This is a genomic window from Calothrix sp. UHCC 0171, assembly GCF_034931845.1.
Taxonomy (GTDB): Bacteria; Cyanobacteriota; Cyanobacteriia; order Cyanobacteriales; family Nostocaceae; genus Brunnivagina.
In genome coordinates, this window is sequence record NZ_JAYGHN010000022.1 from 66,477 (window position 1) to 84,252 (window position 17,776).

At 38.0% G+C, this 17,776-nt stretch carries 14 protein-coding genes; 8 read left to right on the forward strand and 6 right to left on the reverse strand.

The annotated features are described in order from the left end of the window. Positions 1–32 precede the first annotated feature (32 nt). Complete coding sequence (locus VB733_RS16985; RefSeq protein ID WP_323341243.1) at positions 33–1,568, reverse strand: FAD-binding oxidoreductase; 1,536 nt, start codon at positions 1,566–1,568, stop codon at positions 33–35. A 473-nt stretch (positions 1,569–2,041) separates the two neighbouring features. On the opposite strand from VB733_RS16985, the gene VB733_RS16990 reads away from it, so the two are divergent. The 6 genes from VB733_RS16990 (at position 2,042) to VB733_RS17015 (ending at position 7,991) form a co-directional block, all read left to right on the forward strand. Next, a complete protein-coding gene (locus VB733_RS16990) occupies positions 2,042–3,310 on the forward strand; it encodes a glycosyltransferase (RefSeq protein ID WP_323341244.1) in 1,269 nt (422 codons plus the stop codon). Positions 3,311–3,334: 24 nt separating this feature from the next. Beyond that, positions 3,335–4,390, forward strand: a complete 1,056-nt coding sequence (locus VB733_RS16995) for a glycosyltransferase family 2 protein (protein WP_323341245.1) — start codon at positions 3,335–3,337, stop codon at positions 4,388–4,390. A gap of 50 nt (positions 4,391–4,440) precedes the next feature. Beyond that, positions 4,441–5,292: an ABC transporter permease gene (locus VB733_RS17000; protein ID WP_323341246.1), complete on the forward strand. Its 852-nt coding sequence runs from the start codon at positions 4,441–4,443 to the stop codon at positions 5,290–5,292. Between the two features lie 43 nt (positions 5,293–5,335). Next, a complete protein-coding gene (locus VB733_RS17005; protein ID WP_323341247.1) occupies positions 5,336–6,619 on the forward strand; it encodes an ABC transporter ATP-binding protein in 1,284 nt (427 codons plus the stop codon). A gap of 60 nt (positions 6,620–6,679) precedes the next feature. Beyond that, positions 6,680–7,690: a glycosyltransferase gene (locus VB733_RS17010; RefSeq protein WP_323341248.1), complete on the forward strand. Its 1,011-nt coding sequence runs from the start codon at positions 6,680–6,682 to the stop codon at positions 7,688–7,690. A gap of 133 nt (positions 7,691–7,823) precedes the next feature. After that, on the forward strand, positions 7,824–7,991 hold the full coding sequence (locus tag VB733_RS17015; protein ID WP_323341249.1) for a hypothetical protein: 168 nt from the start codon (positions 7,824–7,826) through the stop codon (positions 7,989–7,991). A gap of 217 nt (positions 7,992–8,208) precedes the next feature. On the opposite strand, the gene VB733_RS17020 is transcribed toward VB733_RS17015, so the two are convergent. After that, the gene (locus VB733_RS17020) at positions 8,209–9,909 is read right to left on the reverse strand and encodes a diflavin flavoprotein (protein WP_323341250.1); all 1,701 of its coding nucleotides are present in this window, start codon (positions 9,907–9,909) and stop codon (positions 8,209–8,211) included. A 157-nt stretch (positions 9,910–10,066) separates the two neighbouring features. Next, a complete protein-coding gene (locus VB733_RS17025) occupies positions 10,067–11,791 on the reverse strand; it encodes a diflavin flavoprotein (protein WP_323341251.1) in 1,725 nt (574 codons plus the stop codon). Between the two features lie 354 nt (positions 11,792–12,145). Here VB733_RS17025 and VB733_RS17030 point away from each other — a divergent pair, with 354 nt between their 5' ends. Beyond that, positions 12,146–12,457 (forward strand): hypothetical protein, encoded by a 312-nt coding sequence (locus VB733_RS17030; RefSeq protein ID WP_323341252.1) that lies wholly within the window; start codon positions 12,146–12,148, stop codon positions 12,455–12,457. A gap of 113 nt (positions 12,458–12,570) precedes the next feature. On the opposite strand, the gene VB733_RS17035 is transcribed toward VB733_RS17030, so the two are convergent. From VB733_RS17035 to VB733_RS17045, 3 genes are all read right to left on the reverse strand, one after another. Further along, positions 12,571–12,945 carry a hypothetical protein gene (locus tag VB733_RS17035; protein WP_323341253.1) on the reverse strand — a complete coding sequence of 125 codons (375 nt, stop codon included), beginning with the start codon at positions 12,943–12,945 and terminating at the stop codon, positions 12,571–12,573. 91 nt (positions 12,946–13,036) lie between these two features. Beyond that, a complete protein-coding gene (locus VB733_RS17040; protein WP_323341254.1) occupies positions 13,037–15,211 on the reverse strand; it encodes a caspase domain-containing protein in 2,175 nt (724 codons plus the stop codon). A 111-nt stretch (positions 15,212–15,322) separates the two neighbouring features. Continuing rightward, the gene (locus VB733_RS17045; RefSeq protein ID WP_323341255.1) at positions 15,323–16,012 is read right to left on the reverse strand and encodes a glutathione S-transferase family protein; all 690 of its coding nucleotides are present in this window, start codon (positions 16,010–16,012) and stop codon (positions 15,323–15,325) included. Positions 16,013–16,561: 549 nt separating this feature from the next. On the opposite strand from VB733_RS17045, the gene VB733_RS17050 reads away from it, so the two are divergent. Then, the gene (locus VB733_RS17050; RefSeq protein WP_323341256.1) at positions 16,562–17,776 is read left to right on the forward strand and encodes a sigma-70 family RNA polymerase sigma factor; all 1,215 of its coding nucleotides are present in this window, start codon (positions 16,562–16,564) and stop codon (positions 17,774–17,776) included.

Here is a 17,776-nt window from a genome sequence, read left to right on the forward strand (position 1 = left end):
TGCTTTTCTAAATATATAAAAAATTATTTTTATCAATAATCACCTCCTGAGCCATATTTCCAACTATCTACCCAGCGATGCCAGTAATATTGTGGCGATGCTGACATCTTTTTTATCCAAGGTTCTAAGGCTGGACTAAATAATGATAAAGCAGAGTAAATTCCTAAATTACTGTAATGAATTGTCCAATCCGATAAGGCAAATAAACCTACCTGCGGCACTACTTTTATAACTTCCAGAGGATGCAATAAACCTGTTTTAACCAGAGTTTGAGTTAATCCTGAAAATTGAATCACATCTTGTAAAAATGGCTTGATTACTGGTTCCCCCAGTTTCTGCATTTCCACGAAGACTGCTGAGAGTAACTGATTGATTTGTTGAGGATGAATTTCTTGGTTTTCACTGACACTCATCGCTTTTTGAAATAACCAAGTCACAGTTAAATTGGGTTGATAGGGTTGGAGTAAAGATAAAGCTTTTACTGATAACTCATCTGCTTGCAGCGCCTCATCAACGCCAACAGTTAATCTATGTAAATGTCGCACCATTGCACCAAAGCCACCAAAACTTAACGGTGACTGACTCCCACTACTATCTCCCACTGCTAAAATGCGTTGCCAAGGTGTTTGTAAGGGGCTTTGACGGTAAGAGGGGAAAAAACCGAATAACGCCCGTTTAATCTCCAGTTGATTTAATTTCACACCTTGATAATCTGGCATTAAGCGCCAATAATCCTCAAAAAGTGCTTCTAAATTCAAACGTTGCGGACTTGCATCCATGTAGGTAAACATGTATGTAGTTCTACCATCTTGGGCAGGAAATGCTTCCCAAAAATACTGACATTGATTTTGCAAAGATGTATTTGATAACAACAAGTCTCCAGTACGGTTTTCCGGAAAACCAGTAGCGCAAGTACCGACAACTAGACAAAGTGCGTCGGGTTTCTTGCCATTTCTAGCTTGTTGGCTGATGGGTGAAAAGTGTCCCATTGCATCTATCAAAAGTCTAGTTTTGAATTGATTATTGACGATTACCCCATCTGGATGCACCACTGCTGCCTGAAATGGAGTGTTTTCAAATAACTTACCTCCGGCAGCAAGGAATTTTTGCTTCAGGGTTTCCAGTAAGTAAACAGGATTTACCCCAATATTTAGTACATCTTCCACCCAAATTTCTGTTCCTTCGTGAAAAGCCACTCTTGCTGGGTTATACTCAGTTGCGATCGCAGTTTCTAATTCTGCTTCATTTAGTAATCCCAATTCGACAAATACTCGCAACTCGTGACGGGAAATATTCCATTCCTGCTCTCTCCCCCGTAAAATTCCCCTTTCAAGTAAAGCTACCCGCACTCCCCGATAAGCAAGAGCAGCAGCAATCAAAATACCTAAAGTACCACCGCAAACCACCACATCCCATTCCACATCACCCAGAAGCTGGGAGTTTTCCTGCACAACCTCAGGTATGGGAATATTTTCTCCACGCAAACTGGCTAAAAGCGCATCCGCACGCCGCAAGCCAGGTAAAATCTCTCCAGGTAGTTGCGAAAGAATATCTTCTGTAAGTGACATAACCAATACCTTTGTAGAAAAATGCAGAATCATTGAAACCGACAAATTGGGCTATTTGCCCTGGTGAGTAATTTCTAGCTGTCTGCACGAGTACCTCTGAGCATGATACTTAAGTTTAGACTGGTAGGGGATGCGGGGAGATATCCGAGGAATTAGTAAATAAACTGATAGAAAATTGGCAATTATTGTCAAAATTTTTAGTTTATCTTAAGGTAATATAAAGAAATTGTAAGTATATACTGAGAATAAATATTCTCTTTTGATCAATATTTATTGAGTTGTCCTAGATAGAGAGCATATATGAATTGATTATTCAGCTTAATTGAGTAGGGGAAAATCCCGTTTCTCATTTCACAAGTAGGATAATGCTAAATGCTGAAATTTCAGAAACTGTTTTTATTAGTCTTCACGTTTAGTTTATCAATAGCCTGAATGCTCAAGAATATCGTTCATAAAAGTTTGACTTGGATGATATGAAAATTGCCTTTATTGTTGAAAAATTTCCAGCTTTAACAGAAACATTTATTCTCAATCAAGCGATTGGTTTAATTGAGTGTGGGCATGATGTTGATATTTATGCCAGTTATCGAGATGATACTGAGAAAGTACATCCAGATGTGATTAAATATGACTTATTGGCTCACACTTATTATCTTCAAAAGGTGCCAGAAAAGTATTTTTTGCGAGTATTACAGGCGATTTGGCTAATAGTAAAAAATATAAACAAAGCACCCTTAGCAGTCGTGCGATCGCTAAATTTTTTTAAGTATGGGAAATCAGCAATTTCACTACGATTATTTTACTCCATTTTAGCTTTTTTAGATTCCCAGCCATATGACATCATTCACTGTCAATTTGGCATGTATGGTATCGAAGGCATGATATTCCGTGAACTGGGTGCAATCCAAGGGAAATTAATCACAACATTCCGTGGATACGATATTAGTTGGTATGTTCAAGAATATGGAGATGATGTTTACAAAGAATTATTTAGAAAAGGTGATTTATTTCTAACTAACTGTAATTTTTTTCGCGATCGCGCCATTAAAATTGGTTGTAAAGACAGCAAAATTATTGTCCATGGGTCGGGAATTGATTGTGATAAATTTAAATTCAAAAAGCGATATTTTAATTCCATTGTTAAATCACATAATCAAGCAAATAATTCAAAAATTCAGATTGTCACAACAGGTCGTTTAATCGAAAAAAAAGGTATAGAATACAGTTTACTTGCAGTTATTAAAGTGCTAAATATTTATCAAAATGTTGAATATAAAATTATTGGTAAAGGTTATTTAGAAGAACATTTACAAAAATTAATTCATGAATTTGCAGTAGGTGATAAAGTCCAGCTTTTAGGTTGGAAAAACCAACAAGAAATCATTGATATTTTAGATAACTCTCATATATTTATTGCCCCTAGCGTCACATCAAAAGATGGCAATCAAGATGCACCTGTAAATACATTAAAAGAGGCAATGTCAATGGGTTTAGCAGTAATTGGTACTCACCATGGAGGCATACCAGAACTAGTAGAAGATGGCGTTTCCGGCTTTTTAGTACCAGAACGAGATGTAGATGCGATCGCAGATAAAATTATCTATTTAATTGAGAATCCAGAAATTTGTTTGTCTATGGGAAAAGCAGGACGTAGCTATGTCGAAAAACATTATAATATGCATAAACTCAATCAGGAATTAGTGAATATATATCAACAAGTTTCGGGTAATTTAATCAATTAAATTGAGTTGTAATCAAAAATTCCTATGTCTACAATACCAAAAGTCACAATAATTGTAGTTCCACGCGAACGCTTTAGCTACACCCGTCAATCACTAGAAAGCATTTACGAATATACAAAATATCCTTTTGAATTAATCTACATTGATGGAGGTTCACCAAAACACATTCAAAAGTATTTAGAAACGCAAGCCAGGGAAAAACAATTTAAATTAATTCGTACAGATTATTATCTTTCTCCAAATTACGCCCGTAACTTAGGTTTAAAACAAGCCCATAATAATCCAAGCTACCAACAAAATAATAATCAATATATTGTGTTTATCGATAATGATGTCGTAGTCACCTCTGGATGGTTACAAGCATTAATCGAATGTGCAGAAGAAACACAAGCAACAGTAATTAGCCCTTTAATTTGTCAAGGCACACCTCTACATGAAGAAATACATTGTGCCGGAGGAGAATCGGGAATTGTCGAAGAAATCAAATCAGGTACGAATCAAGCCGAAATCACTAGACGCAGAATATTTGAAAAAATCTACAAACAAGGAAAAAAATTAGCAGAAATATCTCCAACAATTCAACGTCAAAAAACTCACCTTGCCGAATATCATTGTGTCATGGTACGCAGTAATATTTTTAATCAGATTGGCTATTTAGACGAAAAATTACTCAATACAAAAGAACATGTTGACTTCTGTATACTTGTGAATCAAGTTGGTGGCTCAATTTACCTGGAACCAAAATCTATTGTCACCTATGTACCAACAGAAAATTTAGCAATAACAGACATACCTTATTATATGTTGCGTTGGAGTGATGCTTGGGAAAAATCGAGTTTACAACACTTGCGTGATAAATGGAATTTAACCGAAGATGAATATTTTCAAAATCGCTATCAGCGTTTAGGATGGCGACGGAATCTAACAATAATTAACCCGATAACTCGGAAGATGCCCTTTGGTAAATTAGGAACACGATTAGCAAGTAAAGTATTACGTATTCTCGATAAAAAACTCAATAGTTACTTAACTAATCGCTATAGGATAAATAAACATATTTCCGAATCTATGCAAAAATAATCGAAAATTATGCAGCAACTTGAAAATCAACTTCCCAGAATTGAAATTATATGAAACCTCCCATCGAGAAAATATATACACCCGAAAGTAGCCTCAAGCATCCAATTAAATTATTTCGGCAAATGTGGGAAGATTTATTAGCTTCTCGTGAACTTGCGTGGAGATTAATGGTACGAGATATCAATTCACAATATCGGCAATCTTTATTAGGAGTAAGCTGGGCTTTTTTACCACCAATAATTATGGCGTTAGGATTTACTCTTGCCAATCAAGCTAGTGTGATTCAAGTTGGTAAAACTGATTTACCTTATCCTGCTTACGTGATGTTTAGTACCGTACTTTGGCAAACTTTTGTCGAATCCTTAAATGCACCTTTGCAAGCCTTAACACAAGCAAAAGCATTACTAGCTAAAGTTAACTTTCCCCGTGAAGCCTTGGTACTAGCAAAATTAGGAGAGATTATTTTTAATTTTGGCATCAAAGTAATTTTAATTATTGGATTATTTATTTGTTTTCAAATATCAGTCAACTGGACAGTTATACTAGCACCAATCGCAATTATACATCTAATTTTTCTAGGCTTATTTTTAGGTATTTTATTAGCACCATTAGGACTTTTATATCTAGATGTATCTAGAGGATTAAGTTTAATTACAGGATTTTGGTTATTTATGACTCCAGTGGTTTATCCAGTTCCCAAAAGTGGATTATTTAGTAATTTAGTCAAACTAAATCCAGTTACACCTTTATTAGTCACAGCCAGAGAGCTTACAACCAGCACGCAACTATCGCAACTGACAGAATTTTGGTTGGTTAGTGGTTTAACTTTTTTGGGTTTAATTATAACGTGGATATTTTTTCGTCTAGCAATGCCTTTTGTAATTGAACGTATTAGTTCATAAAGGTATCAAAATCAAGACTAAAAATTAATAATAAATAATCATTATGTTTCCACTTATTGCTGAAGATAACCTGATAAAAACAACTAGTAAAAATACATTAATTGCAGTTGAAAATATCTCGAAGAAATTTTGTCGCAACCTCAAACTTTCTTTGTTTTATGGAATTCAAGATATTGCTACAGAATTAATCGCCAAGAAACGCAATAGCGAAAGATTACGACATCAAGAATTTTGGGCATTACATAATATTAATTTTCAATTAAAGCCAGGTGAAGCAATCGGTTTAATTGGGGAAAATGGAGCCGGTAAAAGCACTTTATTACGTCTAATTAGTGGCTTAATTAAACCCGATACTGGTTCGATAAAAGTTCGTGGCAGAATTGCTCCATTGATTGCATTAGGTGCAGGTTTTAACCCAATTTTATCAGGACGGGAAAATATTTATGCAAATATGTCAATACTTGGTTTATCAACCAGAGAGATAAATGAAAAAATAGAAAATGTCATTGATTTTGCCGAAATAGAAGACGCGATTGATGCACCTGTACAAACCTACAGTTCTGGTATGGCTGCACGTTTAGGTTTTGCTTGTGCAGTTCATATCAAACCCGATGTATTGCTAATAGATGAAGTATTGGCTGTTGGCGATATTAAATTTAGAATGAAGTGCTATAAAAAATTAGCACAATTACGAGAAGAAGGTACAGCTTTTATCTTAGTTGCTCATAACCCACATGTGATTCTTAATGTCTGTGAATCTTCAATTTATTTAGCAAAAGGTGAATTAATTACTTACGGAAATACTGTTGATGTGATTCGGAAGTATGAAGAAGATTTATGTATGGTTAACGTGGATACATCTTCACCTATTATCCATTTACCTGCCAAAGCAGAATCCGCAAGCATGGGAATTGATATTACTTCCTTATGTCTTAAAAACGATCGCAACGAGATCATTCCAGCTTTATTTTGCAGTCAACCCGCAAGCTTGTCAATCACCTGTAAAGTCAATCAAAAGCTAGATAACGCGAATATTGGCATCTTAATCAATGCCTTATCTGGAGAAAGCGATCGCATTCTCTATATTACCTCAGCTAGCGATGATGAGTCTCTACAAATATTTCCTGGAAAAGTCGAGATTCAAATGCAAATGCCATACTGTTGTTTACTGCCGGGATTGTATAATGCCAAAATATACATCAAACAAGGTGTACAATCTTTAGATATCGTGCAATCTTTCCGATTTGTTGTGAAGTCAGATAAAGTTATCAGCCAATCTTTATTTTACCAACCTCGGACATGGAAAGTGATTAATCAGGAGTCATAAAAATCATGATAATGATGGTTTGAAGATAGTAATATTTATATATTTACAAATCAAAGTTAAATGTATATTTCCAAATTAGTATCTATTATTATCCCCTGTTTCAATGCTAGCAGATGGTTATCGGCAGCCATCGATAGTTGTTTGCAACAAACATACCCTCATATTGAAATTATTCTTATTGATGATGATTCCACAGATAACTCCTTGGAAATTATCAAAAATTACAGTGATAAGTATACCAAGAAAATCAAATGGTGTAGTATTCCCCATAGTGGAGGAAATCATGCTCGTAATCTGGGGATAGAAATGTCACGAGGAGAATATATTCAATTTTTAGATGCAGATGATTATATTTTGCCGGGGAAAATAGAGCGTCAAGTCAAATTTTTAGAATCCACAGATGCAGATGTTGTCTACGGAGATTGGCGTTATCAATTTCATCGCGACAATGAAACTATCGAATTTGACGATATTCAAGTTTCCGGCACACAAACCGATATTTTAGAATCACTTTTAGCAACATGGTGGGTAGCTGTTGCCGCACTACTCTACAAACGTCAAGCAGTTGAAAATAGTGATGGCTGGGATGAAAACTTGCCTGCTGCACAAGATAGAGATTTCTTGATTTCTGTTGTCATTAATGGAGCTAAAGTGAAATATCAATCGGGTTGTTATTCTATTTACCGAAGATATGGAGATGTCACTGTTTCCACATCTTCCAAACCACGCTGGATAGCTTCTCATTGCTTAATTTTAGAAAAGGCAGAATCAAAATTACTAAAATTAAAACGACTTTCCAATAATTATCGTCGGGCAATAGCTGCCTGTTATTTTGATTTAGCTAGAACTGCTCTTTTTATTGATTATTCTCTTTATTTAAAATTAGTTGATGCCGCTTTAACTCGATTTCCTGATTTTGAAGGTAATAGTACAAGACGCTTTTATCATTTGATTCGAGCAATCATCGGTTTTCGACATACAGAGCGAATTATTTGCCTAATTTTAATTACTAAAAAGAACTTTCGCTCAGTTTTGAATATTTTTATGCATCAATTCAAATACTTAGTTTAATTTTTAACAAATCTTACTAAGTAATTATCTAGGAAAAGTATTTGTAATCTAGAATTTAAAATTGATATTAAACAAAAGTTATATTAGAATTGAATACATTTGATTGATTAAGTTAGCTCATTAGGATATATCAATGAACCGCTCGAAGATAGTAGCCGTAGTTACTGGTGCAATTTCAATTATTCTAGCAATTGTATATCTAATTATTGTACAATTCCTGGACTTTCGTGGTGAAATGAAACCTGCGCCGATTAGCCAAGTCAATCAGCCTGTGTTGGTTTCCTCTTTCCGAGTTGAGTAGCAATTATGTTATATCCGTCTAAATACTAACGATAAAACTGAATTACCGGACTTGATATTAAATAATTTTCTTGACGAAAGTGCGATCGCGTGGGTTTAAATATTTTTTAACCACTCAAAATATTAATGATGTATTTGTATTCATCTCTTCATAGCCATTTAAGAAAGCAGGTATAAAAAATTAGATTGCAGACAATGAATCCACAATCTAAAATCTACTAATAATGATTCCCCGACTTGCGATAATGCACCGCAGTCACACCATCCTGATTCAAGACTTTACCATCATCAACCGTCGCGTAAACTAACCAATGATCACCTACTTCCATCCGGTCTTTCACAGTACATTCCAAGTAAGCTAAAGCACCACTTAATATCGGCGCACCATTCGCTGCTTCCTGGGTTTCAATGCCTGCAAACCTATCCTGTCCGGGACTGTAGGCTTTCATGAAGTATTTCCGCAATTCTTTCCCCTCTGCCAAAATATTGACAGCAAATGGACTTCCCGAATGCATTAAGGGTTCTAATGCTCTATCCTTAGCTACCGAAATCGTTAAACCAGGAGGATTAAAACTTGCCTGTGATATCCATGATGCCAACATCGCACTCGACACATCCCCTTGCTTTGCTGTAATCACAGATAGGGAGCCAAGAATACGTCCCACAGCTTGTTCTAGACTGCTGGCTGGTGCGCTCACTGTACGGACTCTGTTGACTCTTTTTATCGCTTGAGCAAAGTCAGTTCCGGCTTCTTCACATTCTTGCAATACCTTGTCGTCGGGTTTGAATTTGACTCGAATGGTATCAAAACCAAAACGGTATCCCCCATCTTTAAGCTTACTCTCAAGTAAATCGATCGCCTCTCCACTCCAACCAAAGGAACCGAATACCCCCGCAAGCTGAGTTTTAGCCGCATTAGCAAGGACAATACCTAACGCTGTTTGCACTTGGGTAGGGGCATGTCCGCCTAAAGTTGGGGAACCCATGATAAAACCCGCAGATTTTTCGATCGCCTCTTGAATTTCCGCAGGTTCGGCAAATTCGCAGTTGATTGATTCTACCCGTACACCAGCTTTAGTAATCCCGTGAGCGATCGCTTGGGCAACGGCTGCGGTATTCCCGTAAGCTGAGGCATAAATTAAGGCTACGGTATTTTCCTGGGAAGTTTGTTGCTGCAACCATTCCCGATAAGCTTTGGTTAAATCAATTAAGCCGTAGCGCACCAAAGGTCCATGATTTGGCGCATACATCCGCACTGGTAAGTCAGATATTTTTTCTAGGGAAGTCTCTATTTGACGGGCATGGGGAGCCATGACGCACTCGAAGTAATATCTTCGGTCTTCTAAAAATGACTGCCAGCCTTCATCAAATACCTGGTCTCCACAAATATGTGCCCCAAATAATTTGTCTGTGTATAAAATTTCTGTTTCTGGGTCGTAGGTGCAAAGTTGGTCGGGGTAGCGAGGATTGGATGTGGGGATAAATTCCAGGTGGTGTCCTTTACCTAAATCGAGTGTTTCTTCACCCCGTTTGACTAATATTGGTAAATCGGGATTTTCCAAAGCCCCACGTAAATTTATTGCCCCTGGATTGGAACATACAAATGTAATTTGTGGTGCGATTTCTTGCAGTGCCTTTAATGTTGCCGCACGGTTGGGGTTAACATGACCAAGAATGACATAATCGATTTTTTTAACATCAATTCGCTCCTGTAAGGCTTGGAGAAAAATCTCGGTAAAAGTCTCACCCGGAGGGTCAATTAAAGCTATTTTATCGCCTTCAATTAAGTAACAATTGGCAGTGGTTCCCTTCGCTAATGCATACTCGATTTCAAATCGTAAACGCGCCCAACTACGAGAACGGAATACACGAGTATCGGTGGCAACTGGATGAATTTGTACGTCACGTGGCTTATTCATAGGAACTTGGGGAATTGGGAATGGGTAATTGGAGAATGGGGAATAGGGGATGGGAATGGGGAAAATTTCTTGTTCTTCCTTGACTTCGCATATTTATCGACCTCTGCCCACTCCCGAATATCTACTTGCTATTCCCTTCTTGGCTTCAACTTACAACTTAATAGTGATTACCAACTTTGCGATGGTGGACTGCTGTGATTCCTTCGGGTTTAGAAACTTTACCAGCATAGACGGTGCAGTAAACTATCCAATGATCGCCAGCATCGAGTCTACTGGCGACTTCGCATTCCATATATGCCAGCGCATCGGTAAGGATTGGCGCACCATTTTCGGCGGCTTGGGTGCGTACTCCTTGAAAACGATCTGCACCAGGAGCAAATCGCTTCAGGAAGTGTTTCATTAAACCTTGATAATTACCCTCTTCCAAAATGTTGAGGACAAATTTATCACCTACTTGCATTAACGATTCGATCGCCCGGTCTTTGGCAACTGCGACGCTGAAACCCAATGGTTTGAAGCTTGCCTGGGCAACCCACGAAGCTAACATAGCGCTTTGGATATCACCCCGTTTCGCGGTAATAATGTATAAACCACCACTAATTCTTCCCAGTGCCTTATCTAATTCTGCACCTAGGGATTTCATGGCTTTAATGCTTTTATCCCTCGTCACCCACTGCGCTAAGTCAGTTCCCGCTTCTTCGCACAATTTGTATTTATTTTCTGTGGGGGCTTCGCGAATTTCAATGACTGGGAAGGCGACATGTAAACCTAAAGCTCGGAATTTATTTAGTAAAGGATAGGTGGGTTCATCGTTGCCACCACCGGTTTCAAAAATACCGATCGCCTGTTTTGGATTTGCAGAACCCAAGATTGTACCCAAAGCAGCTTGGATATTGGCATTTTCAGAGGCGGGAGGCATCCCCACAATAATCCCGGCAACTCGACCGACAAGTTCCCGCAACTCCTGTAAATCGGGTGCGCTACCCAAATCAACCATTTCCACAGCTACACCTGTTTTTGTGATGCCGTTGGCTAATGCTTGGGCAAGTTTGTCGCTGGCTCCATATTCGGAAACGTAGAATATCCCAATCGCTGTTTCGGCTTTGGCTTGGGTTTGGCTCCAAGTCCGGTAACGTCCCACTAATTCTTCAACGTTGTGGTGTAAAAGTGGACCATGTCCGGTGGCAATAGTAGTGATTTTTTTGAGTTCCCCCATGCGTTTGAGAGCCGATAGTACCGATCGCGAGTTGGGAGCCATCAAGCACTCGTAGTAATATTTGTAATCGGGTGAAATTGCTTCTAAATCTTCATCAAATGTGGCATCCGAGCAGTAATGCAAACCGAAAGCATCGCAAGTATAAAGGGTTTCTGTTTTGTGGTCGAATGTGAAAATTGTATCGGGCCAGTGTAAATTTGGAGCAATGACAAATTCAAGTTCATGCCCGTTACCCAAGTCTAGTTTATCGGCGTTTTTGACAATTAAACGTTTGAAGGGAGTATGAGTGAGATTTTCTAAAAATTGAATTGCCACTTTCGAGCCAACTACCGTAATTTCCGGGTTGAGTTGGAGAATATCTTTGACCAAGCCACTATGGTCTGGTTCCGTGTGGCTAATGATTAAATAATCGACTTTTGTAATTTCAACCAAACCTTGCAGAGTATCAAGATAAAGCTGGCGAAACTTCTCATGGGAGGTATCAACTAAGGCTGTCTTCTCACCCTTAATAATAAACGAGTTATAGGTTGTACCATTTTGCAAGCCAAACTCAATATCGAATCTGTCCCTATCCCAATCAAGCGATCGCACTGCCGTTGTATCGGTAGCAATATCCTTAACTTGTATGGTGAGCCGTTTCTGTGGTTTTTCGGTGAGTGCTACCATAGCTCGCCTCCTGTATGTATGAGTATTTCTTACATTTTCCTCTGGTTATATTCTGGCATGAGTAGATTGTAAATAAATATTAAATATCCAATAGGTGAGTTAAATAAATCTTAGAGATGGGGCGAAGATGCGGCATCAAGAGTGACGCGGAGACTTAGAAGCACCGGGAGACAGATAATTTTTAATTGTTAGAGATGAGGTGAACATAATTTAACTCAAATTTTGTAAACAAATAAATACTTTGCATAAGTGGATTAGTTTACCCTCTATAAATAACTTAGGTGCGGGATAATGGGGTGATCGCACTTCTGAAGGAGTTAGTAGGTAAACATTACATCAAATTAGGAAATACTTATGTCTAGAGAAAAAAATCATCCAATTGATGACAGAGACTTACAACGTTTCTACGACCTCAATTTATCAGGTTTTTGGTGGCATAGTGGAGCCGAATGGACTTCGTTAATCAAAGATGAAGCGACTTTTTGTCACCAGGAAATTTCTCCAGAGAAAGAAGCACAAGCGATACATAAACCGGTTTTATACAGTGTATTGGCAATTTTCTTACTGTTAATCGGTGCTGCTTTAACCCGTAGTGGTAATTTTTTGGGAACTGCAACTGCCAGCACTCAAAATTCCACCGAGCAAATTATTTTTAATCACAAATAATCATCAACCGAAAACTGGCTATATTTAATTTAGTGGAATTCATTGGTGAATAGCAATATCCCCAACTTTTTGCATCAGTCGGGGATATATATAAATAATTGTTGTTGATGAATTTACTTATTTGCAGGTTTTTCACTTGGTCTATCAACATTACGTAAATCTAGTTGTACTTGTACCCCTTCATTACCATTAACTGATTGTTGGGCAGGTTGCAAGTAAACTGGACTATCTGGAAGTGTGATGGTTTCATTATACTGAACTAATGTTGCACCATTATTTGGGGCTGTGTTTTCGGAGTTACTGACTCCAAAAAATTTTGAGAAGTCATCTTCAGATGTCCGAATGTCAATTCCTGTCAATGAGTCTCCAGATAGAGAAGTTGCATCCTCTGTTGTATTTGAGGTTCTAGAGGATTGTGCTTGTACGGGGTTGACTAAGCTAATCAAGGCTGTGACTATTCCCAAGACAGCAAAAGGTAGAGCTTTCATTTTTCTGTCCAAATGTGATTCTTGCAACTTAATTATACAAACCAGATAATTTTAATGTCAGCAGCAATCAAATGACTTTTTCTTGTTTTTCTTATAGTTCTTTTGCGAATTGTTGCAGAAATTCCGCCGCTATTTGTTGATTCGGTATTTCCTTGGCTAATTTTTGGAGAAATTCGGCTGGAGATATGCAAGGATACTTTTTATATACTTCCTTGACAATAAAATTGCCAATTGGTCCAATAAGGTTAATTAATTCGCGATCGCATTTTTGCAGAAAGTTTTCTGCTAATAGTTTGGGTGGGGATATTCTCTCTTCTGGTGAGTCTTTGGCTTGGGGTTGGAGAATCAGTGTTGGTAGAATCTGGTAGATTTGTGTTGTAAATTCGATTTGTTGTTTTGGTAATAGGTGAGATACTAGTTCTTCTAGTTTTTGGCGAGGATTTGTAGTTTGATTTAGGGTTTTTCTAATCAGAATTGGGGCAGTTGTGCCGATGAATTTAGTTAATATTTTTTCGAGTTGTAAATGTTGGGTGGAACCAATAGTAAAAAGCGATTCAAGGGCGATTTCATCTAATGATTCAAATGTGCTAAAATGATACTGAGGCGATAATTCTAATTTTTGTAATTCTAAGTCTGCAAGTGATATTTTTTTCTCCGTTGTCTGTTCATTCACAGGCTTGATTCCTGTGATTTCCGGCGCAAAAATAGAACTAATACAACCCGGCAAAATATCAATCACACCTCGCGTACCAGAGAGCCAAACATGAGTATAAACCTTCTGTGGTTGTAAATGCGATCGCAATTGATTAATCCAAGCAGCTAAGGGTAAACCTTGTTGCGGGTTGGAGATGGTGAGTGTGGCTAAAATTGCTTGCGAAAAGGCATCTGGTTGCTGGGGAGTTGATGCCGATGCCATAATGCATTGTGATTGTTCACTTCCCATTTGCAAATCTTCGAGCCAATTTTCTAAGGTAGTGGCACCGGGACAATCTAAAATAACTATTTGCTGTGCTGTAGTCGCCCGACGTAATTCTTGTCGTAATTGGGAACGACTCAAACGTGTGCCATCAGCAAAAATTAACCATGCTTCACCATCTTCGATTTCGGCAATTTCTCCCCGCAAATACAGTAATGTGGTGGGAATTTCCTGTTGATTGGCTGTCGTCTGCAAACATTTGTGCATAGCACTGCGAATCGACGATAATTTTTGATTTTTGTGGGGGAGAGATTCTAAATCAAATCCCCCAGCACCACGTAAAACTCTGCTCAAATCAGAGATTATTTGACTGCGAGGCGATAAACCATCAACTAATAAAGCGTGACGGGGTTGACGAAATGCTTTGACATTGGCTTTAAATCCAATAATTAATTCTCCTACTCCTTCGACAATGCGTTTGGGAGTTTGTAGGGGATATTCTGGTTGCATGTGACTATCACCCCGCAGGCGCTTTTGCTCGTTAATTAAGCGTAGTTGCTGGTTGAGTTTATCTATATATTGTAGGGTTTGGCGATAGACAAATTTATATAATCCGTCGGCTTCAATGATTCCTTCTGCATCTGCGGCTTCTCCTAAAAGCCCCCGCATGAGGTAGTAGGTAAATACTCCATGTCCCAATTCTGGAAATTCCCAAGATTTTTGTCCTCGATCGCATGATAATAAAGCACAGAAGCCTTTACTTTGTGCTGCACGCTGGCGTAATACTTGTAACATTTGCGATGTGGTTTCAAAGCAGGAATTTTCGCCATCGCGAGATAGGGGATTTTCGCCACCAATCAACACCATGTCCCCACTATGACATGTGTCAAGACAAACTAATTGCTGGTGCGCGGAACTATTTCCTAATATTTGTAATAGTTCTTGCATGGGAATACCTGTATTCAGCAAGTCATTTTTTTGGGTGTCTGTCATACAGAGTACAGCTTGCTGAGTATTCGGTTCGAGAATACCATGTCCTGAAAAATATAGCAGAATTGTGTCTTGCGATCGCGTTTGCGAAACTATATGTTGTAAGCTTTGACGTACTGTTGTGACTATGGGCTTGACTGGGGCGAAGTCATGATGAATTATGACTTCTTTTTGGGGAAATCTCTGTGTCGCTATTGTTAATGCTTCTCCTAAACCTTTACAGTCAACTGCTGGATATCGTAATGAAGGTAATCCCGTATCTTGATATTGGTTGACTCCCACTAGCAAAACCCAGAGCTTGGCTTCTCCTGTTTGGAGTGTGTTTTGTGAATGGCTGTTACCAACACCTAGAGGAGACATGTTTATTACCTAATCCTATAAATAATTTTAATATTTTCATAATTAAGCCAATTCCACTTAAATACTCATAGGGCTTATATATTCTATATACAAATCATTTATTCCAAGTTCCTAACGCTTACCAAGAGTATTTTTAAAAGCTGCTCTCACTGCCATTTTGTTCAAATAGGAATTAATTGCTGAATATTGACTATAATCTACAGGCACAAGTATTTTGGCATAATATAAATATGAAGCAACGGCAATATCTGCGGCACTAAGGTTGTTTCCGACTAAGAATGATTTATTTTCTAAGATTTGATTAAGTGCTGTTAACAAACGTGGCATTTCAGTTTTACGTTTCTCCTCGGTAAATAAAGTGGGAGATAAAGTGGCATTCGCAAAAAATACCCATTGTGTCACTTGAGCAGACTCATCTAATAAAGTCGGTTTTTTTTGATATTTTTCGGCTAAATATAACAAAATTGCCCCAGATTCCCATAACTTCAAATTTCCATCTAAAATTGCTGGAACTTTACCCATTGGGTTAATCGCTAAATATTCAGGTTTCAGATTTTCTCCAGCACTGATATTCAACGATATGTAATCATAAGCAATACCTAATTCTTCCAAATACCACTGCACCATTGGAGTTCGTGTTTTTACTCCTCCATAAAGCTTCAGCTTTGTCTGATTGGGAGTGGAAGCAGGAGTTAAATTTGTTTGCGGAATAGGTGTCGCTTGCAAAGGTAGAATAGAAAAAGAAATAAATGCGATCGCATTTGTAAAAGCAAGTAATTTTATCGGCAATTTTTGCATCATTGTTAAATCGCACTTAACTTATATAAGGTGTTCAATATTCTCACAATACAGGTGACACAAGACAAACAACCTTCTGACAACCAAGAAGAGTTAGTGACAACACCAAGATTGAACGTCAGTCATTTTTTTGTGTAATATAATACAATTTAAACAGTCGAACTATCATTTATTAAATATTAAAGGCTTACAGAGAAAGGATTATGTATTTATCATCTGTATTTTTTTACTGGCACATGCAAAATATATGTTAAATTCCATACATAAAACAGATGAGTCAATTGTCAGTAAAAAGCGATCGCAATTATTAACCCCTAATTAAACAGTCTGGGTTGATTCGCAGAATTATGCAAGTTTCGCAAAATAGATTTTTACCCCCTGTAATCCTACTATTTTCTGACAATCGCGTTATTTTTATCCTCTAAAGTTGTATGTATCAAATAGGAAACTTTTGAAAAACATCTGAGAATTAGTCTAATTCTCATTATTTGCATTTTGCATTATAAATGTAATGTAATTTTCTTTAGTATGCACTTGCCGGGTAATTAAATTATGCGATCGCGCCAAGAAATTACAGAATTATTTTCGAGTTTCCTGCAATTTGAGTCCGACAGAGTCAGTGGTTGGGCTACGGATGCGAGACTACGCCGAAATATGAGAAATTACCAAAATAGCCTCGCCCAAATCGAACCTTCACAAAAATTTTGGGTAGTTTATTGGTACAAATTGTGGAATACTGAACCAGAAAGTTTAGCAAAAGCACATTTATCGGCGTATTTGCAGGAATCTTGTTATTGGGCAGCCCAGAAAACCCTCACCAGTATTTCCACAACCCAATATAGTTTATCAGATTACTTTCAAATGGCGATCGCCCAAGTTGATAAGGTATTAAAAGGGTTTAAACCGGAAGTTGGATTTAGTCTCAGTAGCTATGCCAGCGCCATTTTTAGCAGCGAACTTAAAGAAATTTTACGGCAGCAAGGGGAAATTGATATTTGTACAAATTGGCGGCTGTTGCGAAAGCTCACACAGAAGCGATTAGTCGAATCATTGGAAAATGCTGGTTTGCGAGAAGCAGAAATTGCGAGTTACGTCTTGGCATGGAAATGCTTTCAAGCACGGTACATACCCCAACAACCAACGGGAACCCGCAAACTCCCCAAACCCGAACCCGAAACTTGGGCAGCAATTGCTCAAATGTATAATTCTCAACGGCATAACTTACCCAATCCCGGTGCAGAATCTACAAAAGAAACAATGGAAAAATGCCTGGTTGCTTGTGCCAAAGCTAGCCGTGCTTACCTATATCCGAGTTTTACTTCATTAAATACGCCGAGGGGGGATGAAGGTTCGACAGAATTTATTGACAATCTACCAGATAAGTTACCGGAGTTGAAACAAGAATCCCTATTATCAGAATTTATTGCCCAAGAAGAAGAAAGCGATAGACAAGCGCAGTTAAACAACATGGGTAATATCTTAGAAGCAGGATTAAAGGAAATCGACTCAGAAGCAAGACAAATCCTCCAACTTTACTATGCCCAAGGATTGACACAACAACAAATCGCCAAACAACTAGAAATCAAGCAATATACGATTTCTCGACGGTTAACCAAAGTACGAGAAGCCTTACTACTCAAGCTAGCTAACTGGAGCCGAGACACGCTGCATATTTCCCTCAACTCGACGGTACTGAATTATATAAATACCGTCATCGAGGAGTGGTTAAAAAGTTTTTACAGCCGTCCTCTCTCAGCCCAGGAGTAG